The organism is Pseudomonas mendocina, from assembly GCA_037482215.1.
In the GTDB taxonomy this organism is placed as follows: Bacteria; Pseudomonadota; Gammaproteobacteria; order Pseudomonadales; family Pseudomonadaceae; genus Aquipseudomonas; species Aquipseudomonas mendocina_E.
Genome location: CP148074.1, coordinates 4,197,226 through 4,215,954 on the forward strand (window position 1 = coordinate 4,197,226; position 18,729 = coordinate 4,215,954).

The 18,729-nt window shown below is 55.6% G+C and carries 14 protein-coding genes; 9 read left to right on the plus strand and 5 right to left on the minus strand.

All coding sequences use genetic code 11. The features are described 5' to 3' along the window. Positions 1 to 28: 28 nt before the first annotated feature. Positions 29 to 466 carry a peptidoglycan-binding protein LysM gene (gene lysM, locus WG219_19450; GenBank protein WXL25446.1) on the minus strand — a complete coding sequence of 146 codons (438 nt, stop codon included), beginning with the start codon at positions 464 to 466 and terminating at the stop codon, positions 29 to 31. Between the two features lie 400 nt (positions 467 to 866). Between lysM and WG219_19455 the strand changes: the two genes are divergently transcribed. The 8 genes from WG219_19455 to WG219_19490 all read left to right on the plus strand — a co-directional run bounded on the left by WG219_19455 (position 867) and on the right by WG219_19490 (position 11,685). Further along, positions 867 to 1,715 carry a hypothetical protein gene (locus tag WG219_19455; protein ID WXL25447.1) on the plus strand — a complete coding sequence of 283 codons (849 nt, stop codon included), beginning with the start codon at positions 867 to 869 and terminating at the stop codon, positions 1,713 to 1,715. A 207-nt stretch (positions 1,716 to 1,922) separates the two neighbouring features. Next, positions 1,923 to 2,807: a LysR family transcriptional regulator gene (locus WG219_19460; protein WXL25448.1), complete on the plus strand. Its 885-nt coding sequence runs from the start codon at positions 1,923 to 1,925 to the stop codon at positions 2,805 to 2,807. A 132-nt stretch (positions 2,808 to 2,939) separates the two neighbouring features. Continuing rightward, positions 2,940 to 3,773, plus strand: a complete 834-nt coding sequence (fdhD, locus tag WG219_19465; GenBank protein ID WXL25449.1) for a formate dehydrogenase accessory sulfurtransferase FdhD — start codon at positions 2,940 to 2,942, stop codon at positions 3,771 to 3,773. After that, on the plus strand, positions 3,770 to 6,091 hold the full coding sequence (locus tag WG219_19470) for an FdhF/YdeP family oxidoreductase (GenBank protein WXL25450.1): 2,322 nt from the start codon (positions 3,770 to 3,772) through the stop codon (positions 6,089 to 6,091). The genes fdhD and WG219_19470 overlap by 4 nt, the downstream gene beginning before the upstream one ends. A gap of 155 nt (positions 6,092 to 6,246) precedes the next feature. Beyond that, positions 6,247 to 6,687: a glycine zipper domain-containing protein gene (locus WG219_19475; protein ID WXL25451.1), complete on the plus strand. Its 441-nt coding sequence runs from the start codon at positions 6,247 to 6,249 to the stop codon at positions 6,685 to 6,687. Positions 6,688 to 7,021: 334 nt separating this feature from the next. Further along, the gene (locus tag WG219_19480; protein WXL25452.1) at positions 7,022 to 9,148 is read left to right on the plus strand and encodes a serine protease; all 2,127 of its coding nucleotides are present in this window, start codon (positions 7,022 to 7,024) and stop codon (positions 9,146 to 9,148) included. A gap of 210 nt (positions 9,149 to 9,358) precedes the next feature. Further along, on the plus strand, positions 9,359 to 10,609 hold the full coding sequence (locus tag WG219_19485) for a hypothetical protein (GenBank protein WXL25453.1): 1,251 nt from the start codon (positions 9,359 to 9,361) through the stop codon (positions 10,607 to 10,609). A 116-nt stretch (positions 10,610 to 10,725) separates the two neighbouring features. Beyond that, positions 10,726 to 11,685, plus strand: a complete 960-nt coding sequence (locus WG219_19490) for a flavin reductase family protein (protein WXL25454.1) — start codon at positions 10,726 to 10,728, stop codon at positions 11,683 to 11,685. Between the two features lie 209 nt (positions 11,686 to 11,894). Here the strand turns inward: WG219_19490 and WG219_19495 are convergent, their stop codons facing one another. From WG219_19495 to WG219_19505, 3 genes are all read right to left on the minus strand, one after another. Next, entirely contained in the window at positions 11,895 to 12,818 is a 924-nt protein-coding gene (locus tag WG219_19495; protein ID WXL25455.1) for a LysR substrate-binding domain-containing protein, read from the minus strand. A 101-nt stretch (positions 12,819 to 12,919) separates the two neighbouring features. Further along, positions 12,920 to 14,293, minus strand: a complete 1,374-nt coding sequence (locus tag WG219_19500) for an MFS transporter (protein WXL25456.1) — start codon at positions 14,291 to 14,293, stop codon at positions 12,920 to 12,922. Positions 14,294 to 14,374: 81 nt separating this feature from the next. Then, positions 14,375 to 15,796, minus strand: coding sequence for an OprD family outer membrane porin (locus WG219_19505; GenBank protein ID WXL25457.1), 1,422 nt, complete (start codon positions 15,794 to 15,796; stop codon positions 14,375 to 14,377). A 538-nt stretch (positions 15,797 to 16,334) separates the two neighbouring features. On the opposite strand from WG219_19505, the gene WG219_19510 reads away from it, so the two are divergent. Further along, positions 16,335 to 16,895, plus strand: a complete 561-nt coding sequence (locus tag WG219_19510) for a VOC family protein (GenBank protein ID WXL25458.1) — start codon at positions 16,335 to 16,337, stop codon at positions 16,893 to 16,895. A 166-nt stretch (positions 16,896 to 17,061) separates the two neighbouring features. Here WG219_19510 and WG219_19515 read toward each other — a convergent pair whose 3' ends face one another. After that, a complete protein-coding gene (locus WG219_19515) occupies positions 17,062 to 18,432 on the minus strand; it encodes an MmgE/PrpD family protein (GenBank protein WXL25459.1) in 1,371 nt (456 codons plus the stop codon). Positions 18,433 to 18,729: the final 297 nt, after the last annotated feature.

Sequence of the window (18,729 nt, forward strand, 5' to 3'; positions counted from 1 at the left end):
CCTTGCGACCGCCTGCTCTGATGCGCAATTACTCAGGAATGCGCAGGACCTGGCCCGGATAGATTTTGTCCGGGTGAGTCAGCATCGGCTTGTTCGCTTCGAAAATTTTCGGATACAGGTTGGCATTACCGTACTCAGCCTTGGCAATCGCGCTCAAGGTGTCGCCCTTCTTCACGGTGACAAAGCGAGCAGCTGCAGCCGGAGTGGCCACGGTGATCTGGTCTTCCACTTCAGACACGCCAGCCACGTTACCAAGCGCCAGCAGGATCTTCTCCTTCTCCTCCTGAGTGGCCACTTCGCCCTTGGCGATTACCTTCTCCCCTTCAACGCTGACTTGGATGTTCGGGTTACCCAGACCAACCTGCTTCACGTGCTCAGTCAGCGACTCGGCGGCTTGTGCCTCCTGCCCTACCAACGACTCCCACAGCTTGGTACCTGCTTCTTTAACAAATGAGAACAGACTCATAAGGTTTCCTCTTAATCCTTGGAAATAGACCGGAGCACCCGGAAGGAGAAGTCTAGACCGAAAACTCTGAAATATCTGCCCATTTACCGCACCACTTATGAAGTCGTACCCATATTCAAGATAAATATCAGCGATATCCAAATGTCATATGGACAGCATAAGCGACCAAAAAATTATGCAGTTTTTTAGAACAACTATTTCGCCGTTAAAGCTGCTGTAAACGGTTGAACCCCTCTGTACGGAAAGGTCTACTGAGGGCCTTAGGAAACTTCTGACAGATAGATGCAATGGAAATTGTCGGTTTGTCAGGCCGCAACACCCACGTTTTTAAATGGGGTTCAGCAACGATCTCGATCGAGATGATTTTCCTAAGCGCAACCTGATAAATAGGAGATTTATCATGTCTGATAAAGCCATAGCCGTTGGCAACGGCCCTCAATATGCGCTCCCGCATGTATTTATGTTTCCGCAACAACTGCCGGTATTTGTCGAAAAATTCAGCAGCGCTTTCGATGGCACGTCTGACCCTATCAGCGATCTGAACCTGGCTCCGGTTCCCGCTGTTATGCAATTTACTGATGTGTACTCGCGGGTTGGTGCAATCTCAGCTCAGGCTTACAAAGACAACGCACCGCCCTTTCCAATGGGTAAGGAGAGTGTCGGCTTCGCTGTGATTGATATGGATAAAGCCATCGAAGCGGCCCTGCGTGTTGGTGCGAAGGTCTTAAGACGCTGGCTAGTGGGCAGTAATGGAGAGGCCATGCTGGAGTGGCCGGGCGGCGTGCGTATTCAGTTTTATTCGTATGCAGGCGAAGCACCGGACATGCCAATTCGGGACTCTGTCTCCAATACCCGCTACTACCTCAGCCACGATAACGCAGCGCAATTCATAACCACGTTTATCAATGCAACTGCCGGTGAAATCATCAGAGATGGTTACTACCCCTCAGAGGAAATCGGCATTCCGGGAGCAATGTTCCGCAGGGTTCAAATAGCATCAACGCTGGGCAATATAAACATTATTGGGGTAACAGCTGAGATCCGCGACAAGCTGGTTTATCCGTATACCGATATCAAAACTGACTTCAATGTTGATGACATTGATTCAGTTATTGAGAAAGCTGAACAGGCAGGTGTCGATATTCTGTTGCGCCCTGAGTACACCGACCCTGACTTCCGTCGCGCAATACTCCGATTCCCCGGTGAATATGTGATCGAAGTTCATCAGAAGCCCAATCTGTTCTCCTAAAGAGTTATATAACTCTACTCAATTACGCACGATTTAGTTCTCTCGTACGCATACAGATTTCCATCACTCCGGGCCATTATCACTATGGCCCCAAGACTCTATCCATCTCCATATGGCCATGGGCATGCGTAGAATCTTTTCTGCCCGCCCAACCTGAACAACGCACCTGCTAGAATCCGCTGATTCGTGTATTGGCAGGGTGTTGGGATGGATATCAAGCAACTGAAGTTTCTAATCGCGCTGGATGAAACCCGGCATTTCGGCCAAGCCGCCGCCCGCTGCCACATCACCCAACCGACGCTGTCCATGCGCCTGCGCCAACTTGAAGACGAACTCGGTTTTGAACTGGTGCGTCGGGGGCAGCGTTTCGAAGGATTCAGCCCTGAAGGTGAACGCATTCTGGCTTGGGCCCGCAGCGTCATGGCGGCCCACGACGGCCTGCATGCAGAGGCAGCAGCCTGCCGGGGTCAACTGATCGGCACCCTGCGCCTGGGTGTTGTGCCCTTGGCGGGTGTTGACCCGATGTTACTCGTGCAAGCATTCGCCCAAGAACACAGCGGCCTGAACTTTCGCCTGTTTTCCCTGAGCAGTGAGCGCATCCTGGAAGGGCTGCAAAGCAACCAACTGGATTTGGGCATTTCCTACCTGGACCGGTTGGACCGTGAACACTTCGACAGCATCGAGCTGGCTGAAACCCGCATGGGCCTGCTGTATGACCAGCGACACTTTCAGTTTGAACAGGCGTCCATTACTTGGGACAAGTTGGCAGAGCTGCCGCTGGGGCTCCTGACCAGTGGCATGCACTTTCGTCAGTCCATTGATCACAACTTCCGCTCTCGCGGCCTGAGCCCTTCTGCCAGGCTGGAAACAGACGCTGTGCACCAGCTTTTACAGGCCGTTAACGCCGGTCTGTGCTGCGCCATCATGCCCATGAACAGTGGCCTGCACGAGATCACCCGGCATCAGGCGCTGCTCCCTATTGAGGATGCCCACACCCTCTCTCCACTGGGCCTGATCATTCGCAAAAGCGAACCTCGTTCCGCCCTAGCCGCCGCCTGTTTTGAAGAGGGGCGCCGCTTTTCAAAGGCATAAGCGCCACCTAAACGACCAGTTCGCCTCATCAATAGACAGTTTCGATCAAAAAATCAGCAGCAGCGATTAGACGCGTCATTAGCAGCACTCTAGGCTTGCAGTATCACCTGTAAGCCGTGAGATGAACGTCCCATGCCGCGCAACACCAGCGACACGCAAAACGACGCCATTCAGCCAGCCCTCAGCTACGCCTATGTCGAGCTGGAAAAGCCTGAGCACGCTGAAACGACAATGCTCGCAGAGGAGTCTGCGCTGGCCATTAGCTACAACGGCATCAGCCATAGCGTGATGATGGTCAGCCCGTCCGACCTGGAAGATTTCATCTTTGGTTTTAGCCTGAGCAGCGGCCTGATCGAATCCATCGACGACATCTATGATGTCACGCTTAACAGCAACGGTCAGGCGACCTCAGCGGAGGTACAGGTCAGTAGCCGGGCCTTTTGGGCCCTCAAGCAGCAGCGCCGAACCTTGGCTGGCAATACAGGATGCGGACTGTGTGGAGTGGAAGCACTGGAGCAAGCGCTGCCCCAGCTCAAAGCGCTGCCACCGGCAAACCTGCCACCGGCCACTCACCTACACGGCTTGCGCCCGCGAATCGAGCAAGCACAAAAACTGGCGCAATACAGCGGTGCCGTCCACGCGGCGCTATTCGTTGATGCTACGGGCGAGATTCGTTTCTGCCGTGAGGACATCGGCCGTCACAACGCCTTGGATAAATTGATCGGCGCCCTGCAACGTACAGGCACCGCGACGCAAGCCGGCTTCGCGGTGGTCACCAGCCGTTGCAGCCTGGAACTGATCCACAAGGCACTGCGAGCCGGTATCGGCACGCTGGTCAGCCTTTCTGCGCCAACCAGCCTGAGCGTGCAATGGGCCAGGCAACATAAACTCAATCTTATTCATTTGCCTAAACACAGTGCGCCAAGGGTCTACAGCCCGGTTGCGCAGGGAGTCGTGCGTCCATGAGCCTGCAAGCCAACAAGCCTCGATACCAACCTTATTCCGGCCCGGCGGCTGGCTGGGGCGCACTGCGCAGCGTGACGCAGTTCTGGCTGGACAGTAAGCAGCCGTTCAAGAACCTGCGTGCCCTGCTTAAAACCAACCAACACGGCGGTTTTGACTGCCCCGGTTGCGCATGGGGTGACTCACCGGAAGACGGCCACATCAAGTTCTGCGAAAACGGCGCCAAAGCCGTTAACTGGGAGGCCACTAAACGCCGCGTGGACGACGCCTTCTTCGCCCGCTACAGCGTCAGCCAGTTGCGTGAGCAGTCCGATTACTGGCTCGAATACCAAGGTCGCCTGACCGAGCCAATGCGCTATGACCGCGCCAGCGACCGCTATCGCCCAATCAGTTGGGACGACGCCTTCGCCCTGATTGCGCAACACCTGAACGCGTTGGAGTCCCCTAATCAGGCTGAGTTTTACACCTCGGGCCGGGCCAGCAATGAAGCCGCCTATTTGTATCAACTGTTTGTCCGCGCCTTTGGCAGCAACAACTTCCCGGATTGCTCAAACATGTGCCACGAGGCCAGCGGCGTAGCGCTGGGCCAGAGCATTGGCGTCGGTAAAGGCACGGTGACGTTTGATGATTTCGAGCACAGTGACGCGATCTTCGTGCTTGGGCAAAACCCCGGCACCAACCACCCGCGCATGCTTGAGCCACTGCGTGAAGCGGTTCAACGGGGCGCACAAGTGGTGTGCTTCAACCCGCTGAAAGAGCGGGGGCTGGAGCGATTCCAGCACCCTCAGAACGCGCTTGAGATGCTCTCCAATGGTTCCGAGCCGCTGAACACGGCGTTCTTTCGACCCGCACTGGGTGGCGATATGGCCGCTATCCGCGCCATCGCCAAGTTCCTTCTGCAATGGCACCGCGAAGCATTGGCCAACGGCGAAGCTCCCGTCTTCGACTTGGCCTTTATCGCCGAGCACACCACCGGCATGGATGACTATCTCGCGCTTCTGGACGACACGTCGTGGGAATCGTTGGTTGAGCAGTCGGGCCTGACGCTGGATGAACTGAAACACGCCGCCCTGCTCTACCGTCGCGCCGATCGCGTGATCATCTGCTGGGCCATGGGCATTACCCAGCACCATCATTCAGTGGCGACTATTCAGGAGATCGTCAACCTGCAACTGTTGCGCGGCAACGTCGGTCGGCCCGGCGCGGGCCTGTGCCCGGTACGTGGGCACAGCAACGTACAGGGTGATCGCACCATGGGCATCAACGAGCGCCCACCGGTGACGTTCCTGGATGCGCTGGAAAAGCGCTTTAAGTTTGAGGTCCCACGCCAGCATGGCCACAACGTGGTGGAAGCCATCAACGCCATGCTCGACGGGCAGATCAAAGTCTTTATCGGCCTCGGCGGCAACTTCGCCCAAGCCACACCGGACAGCCCACGCAGCCACCAAGCCCTGAGCAACTGTGCACTCACGGTTCAGATCAGCACCAAGCTCAACCGCAGCCACCTGACACCGGGAGCCGACGCACTGATTCTGCCGTGTTTGGGGCGCACCGATATCGACATGCAAGCCAACGGCCCCCAAGCCGTGACCGTGGAAGACTCGTTCAGCATGATCCACGCTTCCTACGGCCAACTCCAACCGCTGTCGAAGCAGATGCGCTCTGAGCCTGCCATCATCGCGGGTATTGCTAAAGCAACGCTGGGTAATCACCCGGTCAACTGGGATGAACTGATTGCCGATTACGGCCGAATCCGCGAGCTGATTGCCGACACCATTCCCGGCTTCCATGACTTCAATGAGCGGGTAAAACACCCTGGCGGGTTCTACCTCGGTAACTCAGCGGGTGCGCGCAACTGGAAGACAGCCTCAGGCAAAGCCAATTTCAAACCTAACCAACTGCCGGATGACCTGCTGCCTGAGCAGGTACGCCAAACCGGACAAAAGCCTGACCTGATCCTGCAAACCCTGCGCTCCCATGATCAGTACAACACCACTGTCTATGGACTCAATGACCGTTATCGCGGCGTCTCCGGGCAGCGTGACGTACTCTTCGTCAATGAAGCCGACATACTTCGTCTGGGCTTCAAACCGGGGCAAAAAGTGGACATTGAAACCCTCTGGAACGACGGTATCGAGCGCAAAGTAACGGGTTTCACCCTGCTGGCCTTTGATATACCCGGCGGTCAGGCTGCTGCCTACTATCCGGAGGCAAACCCATTGGTTCCTTTGGAGAGCTATGGCACCGGCAGCTTTACCCCCACCTCAAAGTACGTCGCTATCCGCCTGTCACCTAGCACTGCATCGGCCCGCATCGTCTAGCGCGGGCCTCACACCAAAGGCCTAAAAAATTTCGCAAACGGTACGGAATTTTCTGAACAGCCGTGCTCTAAGCCTATATCCGGGCTGCATCCAAAACAGCCCGGAGCGGTCGCTCCATAGCACCGCGTGCTCATTTATCTGAAAAGGTTTGCCGTATGCGTACGTTAATTTCTGCAATGTTGTTCAGCGCCTTGGCCGCCCCGATGGCCTTTGCAGGCGACACGGGCAAAGTCGCCCTTGGCAGCGGTGTAGGTGGAGTGCTGGGTAATGTGATCGGCCAACAAGTAGGCGGCAGCACTGGCGCAGCTATTGGTGCCGGCTTAGGTGGCGCAGCGGGTGGCGTAATCACCGCCCGCGATGGCAACAAGACTGAAGCCGCACTGGGCGGTGGCCTGGGCGCTGCGGGTGGCTCCGTCGTAGGCGGTAAAGTCGGCGGCAGCACCGGTTCGACCATTGGCGCAGGCTTAGGCGGCGCAGCCGGTGGTGCGCTGGCCAATGAAATCGCTAGGGACAATAACCGTGACGATCGCAGCTATAAGCGCGGCCACGACCGTGGCTATAAGCACGGTAAGAAAAAACACAAACATCATCACTAAACAGCCACTAGCGGATTCGGCGGCATGGCTACCGAATCCGTCAGGTTACTTCAGCGTGTGCAGCGTCTTGAGTCAGACTAGCGGCTTGGCGCCCTTTAGCACACCCGGTATCTAAGTTTCATTACTTCAGAATGACTGGCGTATCGCCTCAACACACAGCGTCCAGAATCTGCTGGTCGAACTTATAATCACCGCGGCTATTCCGGCCTGATTACCGGCCCCGGCTTTGGCCGGGGCTACCCCAAGCCCTCCCTCCTCTGCTCCGCACTCATCCCAAATACTCCAGCAGTCTCTCGCTCTGAAGGCCGCAGCGCTAGCAATCTATTGGAAGGGTTTGGCACTCGAATCCCCGCCCGTCATAAAAGAAGCTCTTCATCAGGCGCCTGCCCGAACACTGTCTAGACTGACCTTTTGCGACCTATCAGTCGCTAATGAATATCATTCTATTCAAACCAAGGAAGGTCCCATGTCTTACCGTAACCATAGAATCCGTATTGCCCAAAAATACTTGAGCTACTCAGTTCTGGCCTTAGCACTCTCGCAAGCCCAAGCTTTAGCTGCTACACCGATCGAACTACCGCAGACAGTAACCACTACTTATAACCAGTACATTGTTGAACCACAGTCACGCAGCCAGATCAGCAAGCACTACATTGAGCACAAAGGCGCACTTAACCTGAGCCTGAAATTTGATGCAATCGACTTACCCGACGGCGCTTACGTCGAGATAATTGATGACTCGGGTCACAGCCAGATTTTTTCATCGGCGCTGGATCTTGAGGCTGGCATCAAAATCAGTGGTGAGAATGCAACTATTCAAGTGTTATCCAGCGGCTTGCAGAGTGCATCACTGCGCCTGACAAAGGTCACGTATCAACCCGCCCCAGCACACAGGCAACCACGTGCGATTCTCGGCACAGACAACCGCCGTGATCTGGAATGCTATGCCAACACACCGTTCTACACACCCTCACTGGCAGCAGTTTCACCACTCAACAATGGCTCAGGCTCATTGGTCGGCAATGGACGTTATACACTGACCAATGCGCACGTGACTCCAGAACTGGGGCCCGATGGCGGGCCAACGCTGCTGGACAATGAAGTCCGCTTAGGTTGGTTCAATGACACCTGCGATGCCCCTACAGCCATCCCTAAGAACCGTAGTATTAGCTTGCGCACAACCAAGCAATTGGTACGCGGCAATCCCGGCTCTTCAACTGACTACGCATTATTGGAACTTGATACATTCGACGTAGAAAACTCTCATGCGCTCGATGTATTCGGCAGCCTGAAAATATCGGAAAAGCAGCCCCAAGAAGTGGGCACAGCGATTTATGTTCCCCAGTACGGCAACGGCGGACTTCGCCCCATGATGATCGCAGCCGTGAATGATGCAGGGCTGAAAACCACCATCACCAAAATCAATGCCCAAACTTTCCAACTCGATCATGATGCCGACACTCAGCCAGGCAGCTCCGGCTCCGCTGTTCTCGAGCAAGAGAGTTCACAAATAGTCGGAGTCCACTGGGGAGGCGCAAGTGTCAACGTAGCGGTTGGTTTGCCAATATTGCAAAAAGAGATCACTCCACTGCTTGGCTTCAATAACACCAATGTCCCTGGTGAGGGCAAGTTCAAGGGCTATAACCTTGGGATAGCACCTTATCTCCAGCCAACCTCGCAGGTAGATATTCCACCGGGTGGACGTATTGAGGCCTATCCAGACATGACTCTCGAGAATCTGGGCGACTACTCAAGCGTCCGCATTGCATTGAAAAATCCGGTCAGCAAGGTAATCGAGCATCAGCTGCTACAGCTCTCGATTCAGGATGACAGCGGCATCCATGATCTAGGCACACCAGCAGTTGGCAAGGGCAAATTACTGGTCAATATTCAGGAACCTATTCAGAACAGTGCGCCTCAAACTCAGAGAGGCTGGCTGCCTTTCAGGATTAACGATGAGCAAGGGCGCCGCTTACAAAACCTCATCGTTGCGCTGAACTTTGCAAGCTATAACCCCTTCCAGTCCCCGTTCGATGGCGTGAATACTGTCCTAGTTAATCTGGATGTCCCGGATGCAGGCGAGAAGGCCTCTGTGTCCAAACGCTTGACCGGCCAGCAATACAGTTATGTGACGACTTACCCCCTACAAGGCCCCAATACAACAGAGTGGACCCCCGTTGGAGACTCAGCGCTGATCAACGTCCCACTGCGCGACGGTTTAGGCAACATCGAGGTGGTTAAGCTCAAAGGCTACCGCACCACTGAATGCCGTATTCGTCCGATGAACGCCAGTGTTAGCTGCGGGAGCAATACCCTTCAGAGTTCCCTGCTTGTTGAATATTTGCCGGAAGACAACACCAGTCTCCCACCCGGTACCTACAGCGGCATCCTGCCAGTGAATGCCATTGGCGGAGGTGAAAGCCGCGAGATGCTAATCAACATCAGCCTGGTAAAACCCTGACCTTTGCCCTACATCTCTAATCAGCATCTTCCACACGGGCAAGCCGGTACCTTCCGGCTTGCCCGTGTGCCCGAAGCGCTCTGGCGCGCCACTTACAAGCCAACCCACTTAAATGAGTTTTTCTCATAAGTACGCCATAAATATAGTTTGAGTGGTTTTCCCCCGGCCAATAAATTCTGCCCCCACAACAACAATGTGAGGTGCTGAATCATGCCTAATGCGTCCATGCAATTGACCGCTACCAATGCCAACCCACGCAACGCGTGCTGGAAGGAATACCGTGAACGTGCCCTGACTGCCGGCCGGGCATTCGTGGAAGCTGTGGAGGCTGCAGTACCTGTCATTGCTGAAGGCCGTTATGAGTCCGAAGCCAATGGCCGGGTTTCCGATAAAACCGTCCAGGCGATGATTGATGCGGGTGTATTCCGCACCTTCACTCCGATGCAATACGGCGGTCTGGAAATCGACCCCGCTTCGTTCTTCGAAGGCATCATGAAAATCGGTGCTGCCGACAGCTCCGCAGCCTGGATTGCTGGCCAGCTGAACTGCCACGCATTCGAAATCGCCCTGATGAGCAAGCGCATGCAGGATGAGTTCTGGGCAACCGGCCCGGACACCCGTGCCTCCAGCTCCTATGCCCCGATTGGCAAGCCAGAAAAAGTAGAAGGCGGCTACCTGCTCAACGGCGTGTGGACCTTCTCCAGCGGTGTTGACCATGCACAGTGGGTCATCCTTGGCGGCGGTGCGCGCAACTTCGTAGTGCCTGTGAGCGATGTGTCCATCGACCACAACAGCTGGGATGTATCCGGCCTGAAAGGCACCGGCAGTAAAGCCCTGACACTGAAAGACGTATTCGTACCGGACTACCGTATCCACGAGCTGGTCGACACCTACAACGACGCCAACCCAGGCTGGGAAGTGAACAACCGCCCGCTGTACTGGATGTCGTTCCTAGGCATTTTCAACTCCACCGCCACCAACACTGTGATCGGTACTGCACTGTGTGGCATCAACACCTTCATTGAGCAATCCCGTGTCCGCCTGACGCGTCAGGGCACCGGTGCGCCGATTGCACAGAACCCGTTCCTGCACCTGAAGCTGGCTGATGCGCTGACTAAAGTGAACGGCGCACGTGATCGTCACCTGAACAACTGGCGCGAGCTGTTCGAAACCGCTTGCCGCGGCGAAGAAGCCACTCCGCTTGAGCGCATGCGCGTGCGTTTCGAATCCGCCGATGCTAACGGCACCTGCTTCGAAACCATGACTCAACTGTGGCCGATTGCAGGCGCTGCGGCTTCGGCGTCCAACAACATTCTGCAACTGGTAATGCGCGACCTGATGGCCGCCCGTAACCATGGCTCAGCCGGTCGTGAGCTGGCAGCCAGTCAGTACATCAAAACCATGTTTGGCATGGAGCCTGCGCCCTTCTGCGACTTCGGCACGCTGGCCTACTACAAGTAAGCCACATTTGCGGTGGTGCGCCCACGCAGCGCACCACCGCGCCGAAGCGTCGGCGCGCTCGCGCAGACAGCCTGTATACACAGCCCGTGGCGCTCGCCAGGGCAAGGATATCTGTTATGCCAAACTCCACTGTGCACACCCCTGAAGCCCGACTGATCGAGCAGGGCAACCCGCTTGAAGATTCCCGCGCCTTCCGCCGCAGCCTCGGACAATACCCGACGGGTGTTTCAGTCATCACCGCACAACACGGTGAAAAACGCGTTGGAATGGCGGCAAACTCGTTTGCAGCCGTATCTCTGGACCCAGCCCTGGTGCTCTGGTCGATTCGCTGCGAGTCCTCCAGCGCTGCCACGTTTATGGAAGCCAGCCACTTTGCCGTAAGCGTACTCGCGGCTGATCAAGTGGAAGTCTCGCAACTGTTTGGCTCTGGTCACGAAGAGCGTTTTAACCTCGTGCCATGGACCGCAGGTGCGGGCGGTGCTCCATTGATTGATGGTGCAATCGCCCACTTCCAATGCCGTCTGGTGAAAATTTACGAAGGGGGTGATCACTGGATTCTGCTAGGCCAGGTTGAGCATTACGCCCGTTTCAGCGGCGAGCCGCTGCTGTTTGCCCAAGGGCAATATGCGGTCACTCAGAACCACCCACAGCTCAGCCAATCCCAGGCCGTTAGCAACACCCAGAGTGCCGACGACGACATGCTGTTCACCAGTCTGTTGAGCAATACCAGCCAGCACCTCTCACAGCTGTTCCAGGCTCATCGTGAAGAGCTGGGCGTGACACGCGCCACCTCTCGCCTGCTCAACCTGCTGTCTGCCGGTTCAGTTGCACTGGATGGCATTGAGAGTGAAACCCTTCTTGGCCGTGGCGCCATTGAGGATGCACTCAATGGCCTGATCAGTCAGGGCTACGTGCAAGCCAATGCCGGGGAGTATGCCCTGACCGCAAGTGGCTTGGAAAAGCGTCAAGCACTGGTAGCCCGCGCCACCGAATTTACCCACGAGCAACTTGCCGGCATTCCGGAATCGGATATTGCTGCCGCCAAGCGGGTATTGCAGAAACTGCTCGCAAATTGACTGCTCTTGCTTCACACCTTGCCCCCACTTATGGGGGCTTTTTTATGCCTGCTGCTTGGGCTTTTACAATGGAATGCGGCGTAGACTGAGCCACCCTGTTCGCGGCTAAAGCCGTTCCTACAGTAGTCTGCAAACATCGTGGGAGCGGCTTTAGCCGCGAATCAGACAGGGAGACAAAGCCAAGCCTTATCCACCAAAGCGATCCTCAGTTACTCAGACCTGCGCCAAACCGCCTCGGTTTGATGGTGACACTCTTGCGCCTGCTGCATCAGCCACTCTTTGAAAACGCGCACTTTGTAATCGCTGTCAGCACCCGGTGCATGGGTGGTGCAGTAGCCACGAGCCGAGTCGAATGTATGGGGCACCGCCAGCACCAAGCGGCCGCTTTCCAACTCGTTTTGAAACAGGAACAACGGCACCAGCGCAAAGCCTAGGCCGGCCATTGCAGCCTCAGCCAGCAGCATCAGTTGATAGAAACGCGGCGCCACACCCAGGTCAGGTGCAGGCAGTCCGTAATGCTCAAAATACTCCGCCCAAAACCCACTGCTGGGCGTGTGGGTCAGCAGCGGCCCTTGCAGCAAATCGTGCGGGCCATGCAGCTCGCGTGAGGCCTTCAGCCCCGGCGAACACACCACGCCCATCAGATTACCCACAGGCAGAAAATCACAAATTACGCCCGGCCAATTGCCGACGCCGTATCGAACAGTCAGGTTGGCTTTATCCCCCGACTGCGCCATTTCCGCTTCACCCCCGAGAATGTGCACATCAATACGCGGGTACTGTTGCTGAAAAGACGGCAGCCGCGGCATGAGCCAGCGGATGGCAAAGCCTGAGTTAACCACCAGTTGCAGCGCTACATTAGCCTGCTCCTGATGCAGTTTACGGGTCGCATCCTCAATCAGCTGAAGCGCCTGACTGACATCTTCGTAGTAAGACTGGCCTGCCTGAGTCAGTGTGATAAAGCGTCCGTTGCGGTTGAACAACTGGACGCCCAACTCCTGCTCCAGCGCCTGCACCATTCGGCTGACAGCACCTTGCGTCACATGCAGTTCCTGCGCTGCCACAGTAAAACTCTGAGCACGGGCAGCGGCTACAAAACTACGGATGGCATTGAGCGAAGGTAAACGGTGCATTGAACTTAAATCCCACTACAAAACGGCAATTACTATACCGGCTAAACGCACAAAAGCCCGCGTGGCAATGCCAAGCGGGCTCTTGTTCAACTTACTGAGTATCAGGCCGGAGTGGCTTGAGCATCAGCGAGCTTCTTGTTGTGCGCATCGTTTTCACGCTCCTGCTGCTCCAGCGCCGGGCGCAGGTGACGCAGGGAGTAACGCAGTACGAAGAACGCAACAATACTGGCCGAGGTGGTCACGATCATCAGCGACTTACCGAGCGCTTGCTGATCACCGAACACGAAGTCAGTGAACGAAGCAACGATAGTCGGTGCCAGACCAGCAGCCACGGTAGCGGTCACAAACATGAAGATGGCTGTCGTTTGGCCACGCATGTTGTTCGGCATCAGCAGCTGGATGGTCGCAGCGATGTAGAGCAGGAAGGATACCAGCACCACATCAACCACTGCGTACATCGCCATGAACCAGTATGGGTTGGTCATGCTGAAGGACAGGATTGCCAGCGGCGGAGTAATCGCCAACAGCCAAGTGTAGAAACGTACGTGAGCATCACGCACACCACGCTTGTACAGCCAGTCGATGATCACACCCTTAAACAGAATGCTCGACGCACTGATCACGTTAATGATGCCCATGATTGGCGCGTACTCTTTCGGCGTCCAACCAAACTCACGGGTGATGTAAGTCGGTACCCAGCTCACCAGACTTGCAGCCGCGACAGCCGCCATGGCGAAGCCGAACAGCAGGCTGATAAACAGTGGCTTGTTCTGGCCCATGTACTTGAACACGTTGACACCGTCAGTCGCCGGTTTAACGTGGTTCTTACGCGCAGGCTCTTTAAAGGTGAAGGCCAGCAGCGCCAGCAGAATGCCAGGCACACCGATCAGCACCATCGCCAAACGCCAGGAGGTCAGCTCACCCACAATCGGCAATACCATGCCATCGTGCGAAGCCGAGTAGGCAATCACCCAGCCGCCAACAGCGAAGGCAAACGCGGTGCCGACTTTAGGACCCATGCCGAAAATCGACAGTGCGGTGGTCATGCGCTCTTTCGGGAATTTGTCGGCAATCAGCGAATAAGCCGCTGGTTGCAGAGCCGCTTCACCAGCGCCCACACCCATACGCGAGGCGAACAGGAACGGGAAGGTTTTCGACAGGCCAGTCATGATGGTCGCAGCGGACCAGAACACGATGCCGCCGAAAATTACGCCACGACGGGAGAAACGATCCGTCATCCAGCCCAGCGGGTAACCGCACAGACCAAAGCAGATAGCGAATGCAGGGCCGAGCAGCAGACTGATCTGGAAGTCTGTTAAGCCGAGGTCTTTCTGGATTGGGATCACCAGCATGTTGATGACCAGACGATCCAGAATCGAGATGACATAGAACAGCAGCAGTACGCCGACCATCCACCAGGGTTCAATACGCTGCCACCAGGACTGATGCAGCGGCGGAATTGGTTTGCCAGACATACGAATACTCCGTAGTTATTTTTATCAGGCGGTATTACCCGCAACAGGTGCACGGGTGTGCACCTGCGCAGCACAGGCGAATTACTTGAGCGGAATGACGTACTCGGTGGTCAGGCGTGTTTCAGTCATGTCACGTGCGCCTGGGAACTCGGTTTTCAGCGCACCGCGATCCAAGCGGAAGAACAGGCCTTTAAGTGCACTTTCCTGAACGGCATAGGTCATGGAAACGATCTGTACCTGCTCTTTCTTCGGACCAGCAGCCGACAGGGCATTGCTGCCTTTGAGGTAGATCCAGTTGAAGTTCAGACCTGGAACGCCCAGTGCAGTGAAGTCATAGCCGTAGCGAACCTGCCAGGTGCGCTCACCGGCACGGGCAAATTTGTTGACCTGAATGTCACTGGTGATCGGCGCGATAGAGCCGTCGCCTTGGTTCGGCCAAACGAAGTCGCTGTCGCCTTCACTGTGTTGGTAACCGGCACCGAAGGTGTGCGCACCGTACTTGTAGCTGAACAGGGCGCTGGTCAGTTGGTTGTCCACTTCACCCAGGGTTACGTCGTTGGCGTAGAAACCGCTGACCAGGTAGCCTTCCATCTGCCCGTCGAAGCTGCGGTTTTTGCCATGGCCCGAGCTGTCGTAGTGACGGAAGTCACCGGTCAGAACACCATCACCCACCTTCCAAGAGGTCAGCGCACCAATCATGTGCTGGGAGTAGAAGTCATCCATCTGCGCGTAGTAGTAGCGCAGGGTCAGGCTCGGATCGACGACGTAGTCACTGCCGAAGAACCAAAATTTGTTGCTGTCCTGCGGCGTGCCTGGAATTTGCGCGCCGTATTTAGCTACGTTAGCTGGCGAGCGGTAGCCATTACGCCCCGTGTTGGCGGCGTTAATGCTCATCGAAATGCCGTCGCTGGAAGCACGGCCTTTAGACTTCTCGAACATACCGGCAACGATGGTCAGGTCATCAATCTCACGCGACGTGATCATGGTGCCTTCAAACAGTTGCGGAGCAATACTGCCGGTCGATGCCTGGACGATCGGCATACGCGGCTGATGTGCACCGTATACGATTTCGGTTTTGGAGAAGCGAATCTTGGGATTCACGTAAGCCCAGGAAAAGTCATCTACCGAGCTGTTATCAGTCTCGCGCGGGAACAAAATAGCCGGCTGACGTGACGAGTTCGGATCACCCGCCTTACCACCCGAATCCAGCTTGAGGCCGTAGAACGCGGTCAGATCGGCGCCAAAGCCAACGGTGCCCTCGGTATAACCGGAACGCGCGTTAAGCATGAAACCCTGACCCCACTCAGTCAGACGAGAGCCGCCGGAACCGTGGCCGGAGCGGAAATCGTTATCGTAGTAGAGGTTGCGCAGACGCAGAGAGACCTGAGAGTCATCCAGAAAACCGGAAGCGAGTACAGGCTGAGCGAAGGATGTGCAGACAATGGCGGTAACGGCACACGAAAGGAGTGAAGCGTTTCCCAGGGACTTCTTAGTGCAGGACATAGTATTTCTCTTATTCTTTTTAATATGCCTCGGTGGGCAATCCTCCCTGTGTCTACGATCAATCCTTTGCACCGAGCTTGGGCATCAGTATCAAAATCGGTGCAATTTCATTCAATTGAAACTTGAATTGGAGTGCACTTAGTGCACACCAAATAAAGATTTGATCCCCCCAAACGAATCGAACTGCTATCAATACGCTCCTGACAGTTTGATCTGCAGATGAGAACGCTAAGGCGGCAATCTTCAGCGTTGAACCGTGCCCGGCGTGGAGGCTAGCCAAAAGCAATCAACACGTCTACAGCGCATAATACGGCAGATCAGACTGATGGCAAAAAAACATCACAGCACTCGACAGCCACCTAAACAGGCTGTCGTTTAGCCTGGATTGCACCGATCGAGTAAGCACGATGGGTGTAACTGATTACAGTTATCAGCACGCACCAAAAAGGTGCATGCGATGAAAAGTATCGGGCGTTGCGTGCACAGCAAACGCCTAAAACAGGTAAACCTGCTAACTCATAACAAGAGGTTATTGACCATGGCACTTCCTCAAGGCCGCTTCCGCCACATTGGCGTCCCTGCTTTCGATCCGGATGCACTGGGCCAGTTCTACTCCCGCTGGTTTGGCTTCGTGGTATCTGACACCGGTAATGGCCGTGGTGATGGTGCTCGCGTGGTATTCATGACTGGCGATCCGGAAGAGCATCACCAGATTGCATTCGCCAACCTGCGCCGCGAAGGCCACCCTGGCATGCAGCAAATCTCCTTCGTCTACGACACCCTCGAAGACCTCAAGAAAATGGCAGTGGAATTCCACAAGGCCGGCGTACCGATCCTGCAGCAGAAAGATCACGGCAACACCTGGAGCATCTACGTCAGTGACCCGGAAGGTAACCGCATCGAGTGCTACACACCGTCCCCGTGGTACGTGACCCAACCAACTTGGTGGGACATCGACCTGGTTAACGAATCCATTGAAGAAATTTATGCCCGCACTGAAGCCAAAGCCAAAGAATCACCTGGCTTCTGCTCCCGTGAAGAGTGGCAAGAGCGCATCCGCGCTGGCGTGAAGGCGAACCTGGAAGCCTTCGAAAGCTGAGTTTGAAGCTGCACAAAAAGCCCCACTCCGGCAACGAAGTGGGGCTTTTTTATCGCTGCTTGCAGGCAGGATTAAGAGACGCGTTTGTCCATGACAATAGAGCGCCTCACCTCTACTCTGCACAGCATTGATAGCGGGCGCCGACACCGTCGGCGCCCTTTTTTGATCAGCAAAGGTTGCTGGCAATAGCCTGCACGTCAGCCTGATTTTCCAGATCCATCAGGGCGGCTAGCGCACGTTCGGCACGGTCTTTATCCACAGTTCCAGCGAAATCAATATTGCGCCAGAACTTCTCGATCACCTGTGCTTCACCTACTGGGTTTTCAGCCCAACCCAGCGGCAACTGGTTACGTTCAGCACGCAACACACGACCATCTTTCAAGTGCACAGCCAGACGGGTCAGGTGGTTAGTCAGATCCGTTGCAGGCAGCATTTTGACCTTCTCAGTCAGCGCCATCACGTCTGGCTTGTAAGCATGCTTATGGGTGTAGTGAGCTATTTCCACACTGCGATTGACCATCACGTTGGCCACCGCATACGGGATGCTGAACAGCGAGCGCGCTTGAGTGTCGTTTTCAGTCATGGTCTGGTTAAGGAAGTGCACCAGACGATGCGGCGGCACATCCATGGTGATCTGCTCGATGTCTTCAACGGCGAACTGGTGTTCACGCACGATATCCAGCGCACACTCGATTGGGTTGTGGTTGCCGTAGCAGGACGGATGAATTTTGTGCATGCCCTTGGCGTAATAGGTCTTACCCAAATCCACAACCAGATGCTCAGGGTTGTAGTTGACCGAGAACAGGTTGTAGTAGCCCAGCGGGCTGGTCAGGGCATCTTTCACACCGCCGAATCCGGCCTGGCTCAGTTGCACCGCAGTCACGGCGTTATAAGCAGCCAGCGCACCGGGCAACTTGAACGTGTCAGCGCCATCCCACAGAGATTGGTAAGAACCCGACATCATGTGCAGGAGAATGCCGTAAGCATTGATGATGGCGGCCTGATCCAGCTTCATCAGACGCGCCACGACAGCCAGCGCACCGAAGGCGTTGGCCGTACCACAGACTTCAAAACACTTATCGAAGTTGAACTCTTCCGAAACAGCCAGGCGTGCACCGATATCGCCCCCCAATACCACGGCGACAATCAACTCCTTGCCATCAGCATTGAGGAACTCAGCAACTGACAAAGCCGTTGGGTCAGTGGTGCTGCACACGTGCCCAACCATCTTGCCGCGGTTGATACCTTCCGGTGATGGCCCGCAAACCTCGAAATCGAATGAGCGCCCAGTCAGGCAGTTCATCAGTGCAGCTTGTGCCAAAGGCAATTTTTCACCGTAGCCCAGTACGGTGGCCTGGCCAGTACCACCCCAGCTGCGGTACAGGTTCATGAAGGCATCGTTGCTCGGCGCCTGATAACCGCCGACCGAGCAGCTCAAAGCATCAATCAAACGCAACTTCGCTGCGTGCACAACATCCTGCGGGAGTTGCTCGTATTGGGTGTCTGTAATGTGCTGAGCGATCTGCTGCAAAAACATGGGGCCGCCTTACCAATCTTATTGTCGAAAAATATCGGGCTCCATGGGGGCAACGCCTGCATGCCTATTCACCCTGCCAGCTGCCTGCCCACACAAAGCCCAGTGCACCAACTCTAGCGATGCGTTTTAGCGCACAGCAACAAATGCCTAGCAAGCTGTGCACCTTGTGCACGGATGACTATTTTTCCGTACCTCCCAGAAAAACTCATGACTAGTATTCCACTCCCATCCCGACCTGGTGCAGACACTGCCAGTTACGCACTGAAACGGTGCACTAACGGGATGATTTCGGCGTGC

Excerpts from the sequence above, each read along its gene's own strand:
- lysM (WXL25446.1), bottom strand. The coding sequence starts at position 466 with ATGAGTCTGTTCTCATTTGTTAAAGAAGCAGGTACCAAGCTGTGGGAG.
- WG219_19455 (WXL25447.1), top strand. The coding sequence starts at position 867 with ATGTCTGATAAAGCCATAGCCGTTGGCAACGGCCCTCAATATGCGCTC.
- WG219_19460 (WXL25448.1), top strand. The coding sequence starts at position 1,923 with ATGGATATCAAGCAACTGAAGTTTCTAATCGCGCTGGATGAAACCCGG.
- fdhD (WXL25449.1), top strand. The coding sequence starts at position 2,940 with ATGCCGCGCAACACCAGCGACACGCAAAACGACGCCATTCAGCCAGCC.
- WG219_19470 (WXL25450.1), top strand. The coding sequence starts at position 3,770 with ATGAGCCTGCAAGCCAACAAGCCTCGATACCAACCTTATTCCGGCCCG.
- WG219_19475 (WXL25451.1), top strand. The coding sequence starts at position 6,247 with ATGCGTACGTTAATTTCTGCAATGTTGTTCAGCGCCTTGGCCGCCCCG.
- WG219_19485 (WXL25453.1), top strand. The coding sequence starts at position 9,359 with ATGCCTAATGCGTCCATGCAATTGACCGCTACCAATGCCAACCCACGC.
- WG219_19490 (WXL25454.1), top strand. The coding sequence starts at position 10,726 with ATGCCAAACTCCACTGTGCACACCCCTGAAGCCCGACTGATCGAGCAG.
- WG219_19495 (WXL25455.1), bottom strand. The coding sequence starts at position 12,818 with ATGCACCGTTTACCTTCGCTCAATGCCATCCGTAGTTTTGTAGCCGCT.
- WG219_19500 (WXL25456.1), bottom strand. The coding sequence starts at position 14,293 with ATGTCTGGCAAACCAATTCCGCCGCTGCATCAGTCCTGGTGGCAGCGT.
- WG219_19505 (WXL25457.1), bottom strand. The coding sequence starts at position 15,796 with ATGTCCTGCACTAAGAAGTCCCTGGGAAACGCTTCACTCCTTTCGTGT.
- WG219_19510 (WXL25458.1), top strand. The coding sequence starts at position 16,335 with ATGGCACTTCCTCAAGGCCGCTTCCGCCACATTGGCGTCCCTGCTTTC.
- WG219_19515 (WXL25459.1), bottom strand. The coding sequence starts at position 18,432 with ATGTTTTTGCAGCAGATCGCTCAGCACATTACAGACACCCAATACGAG.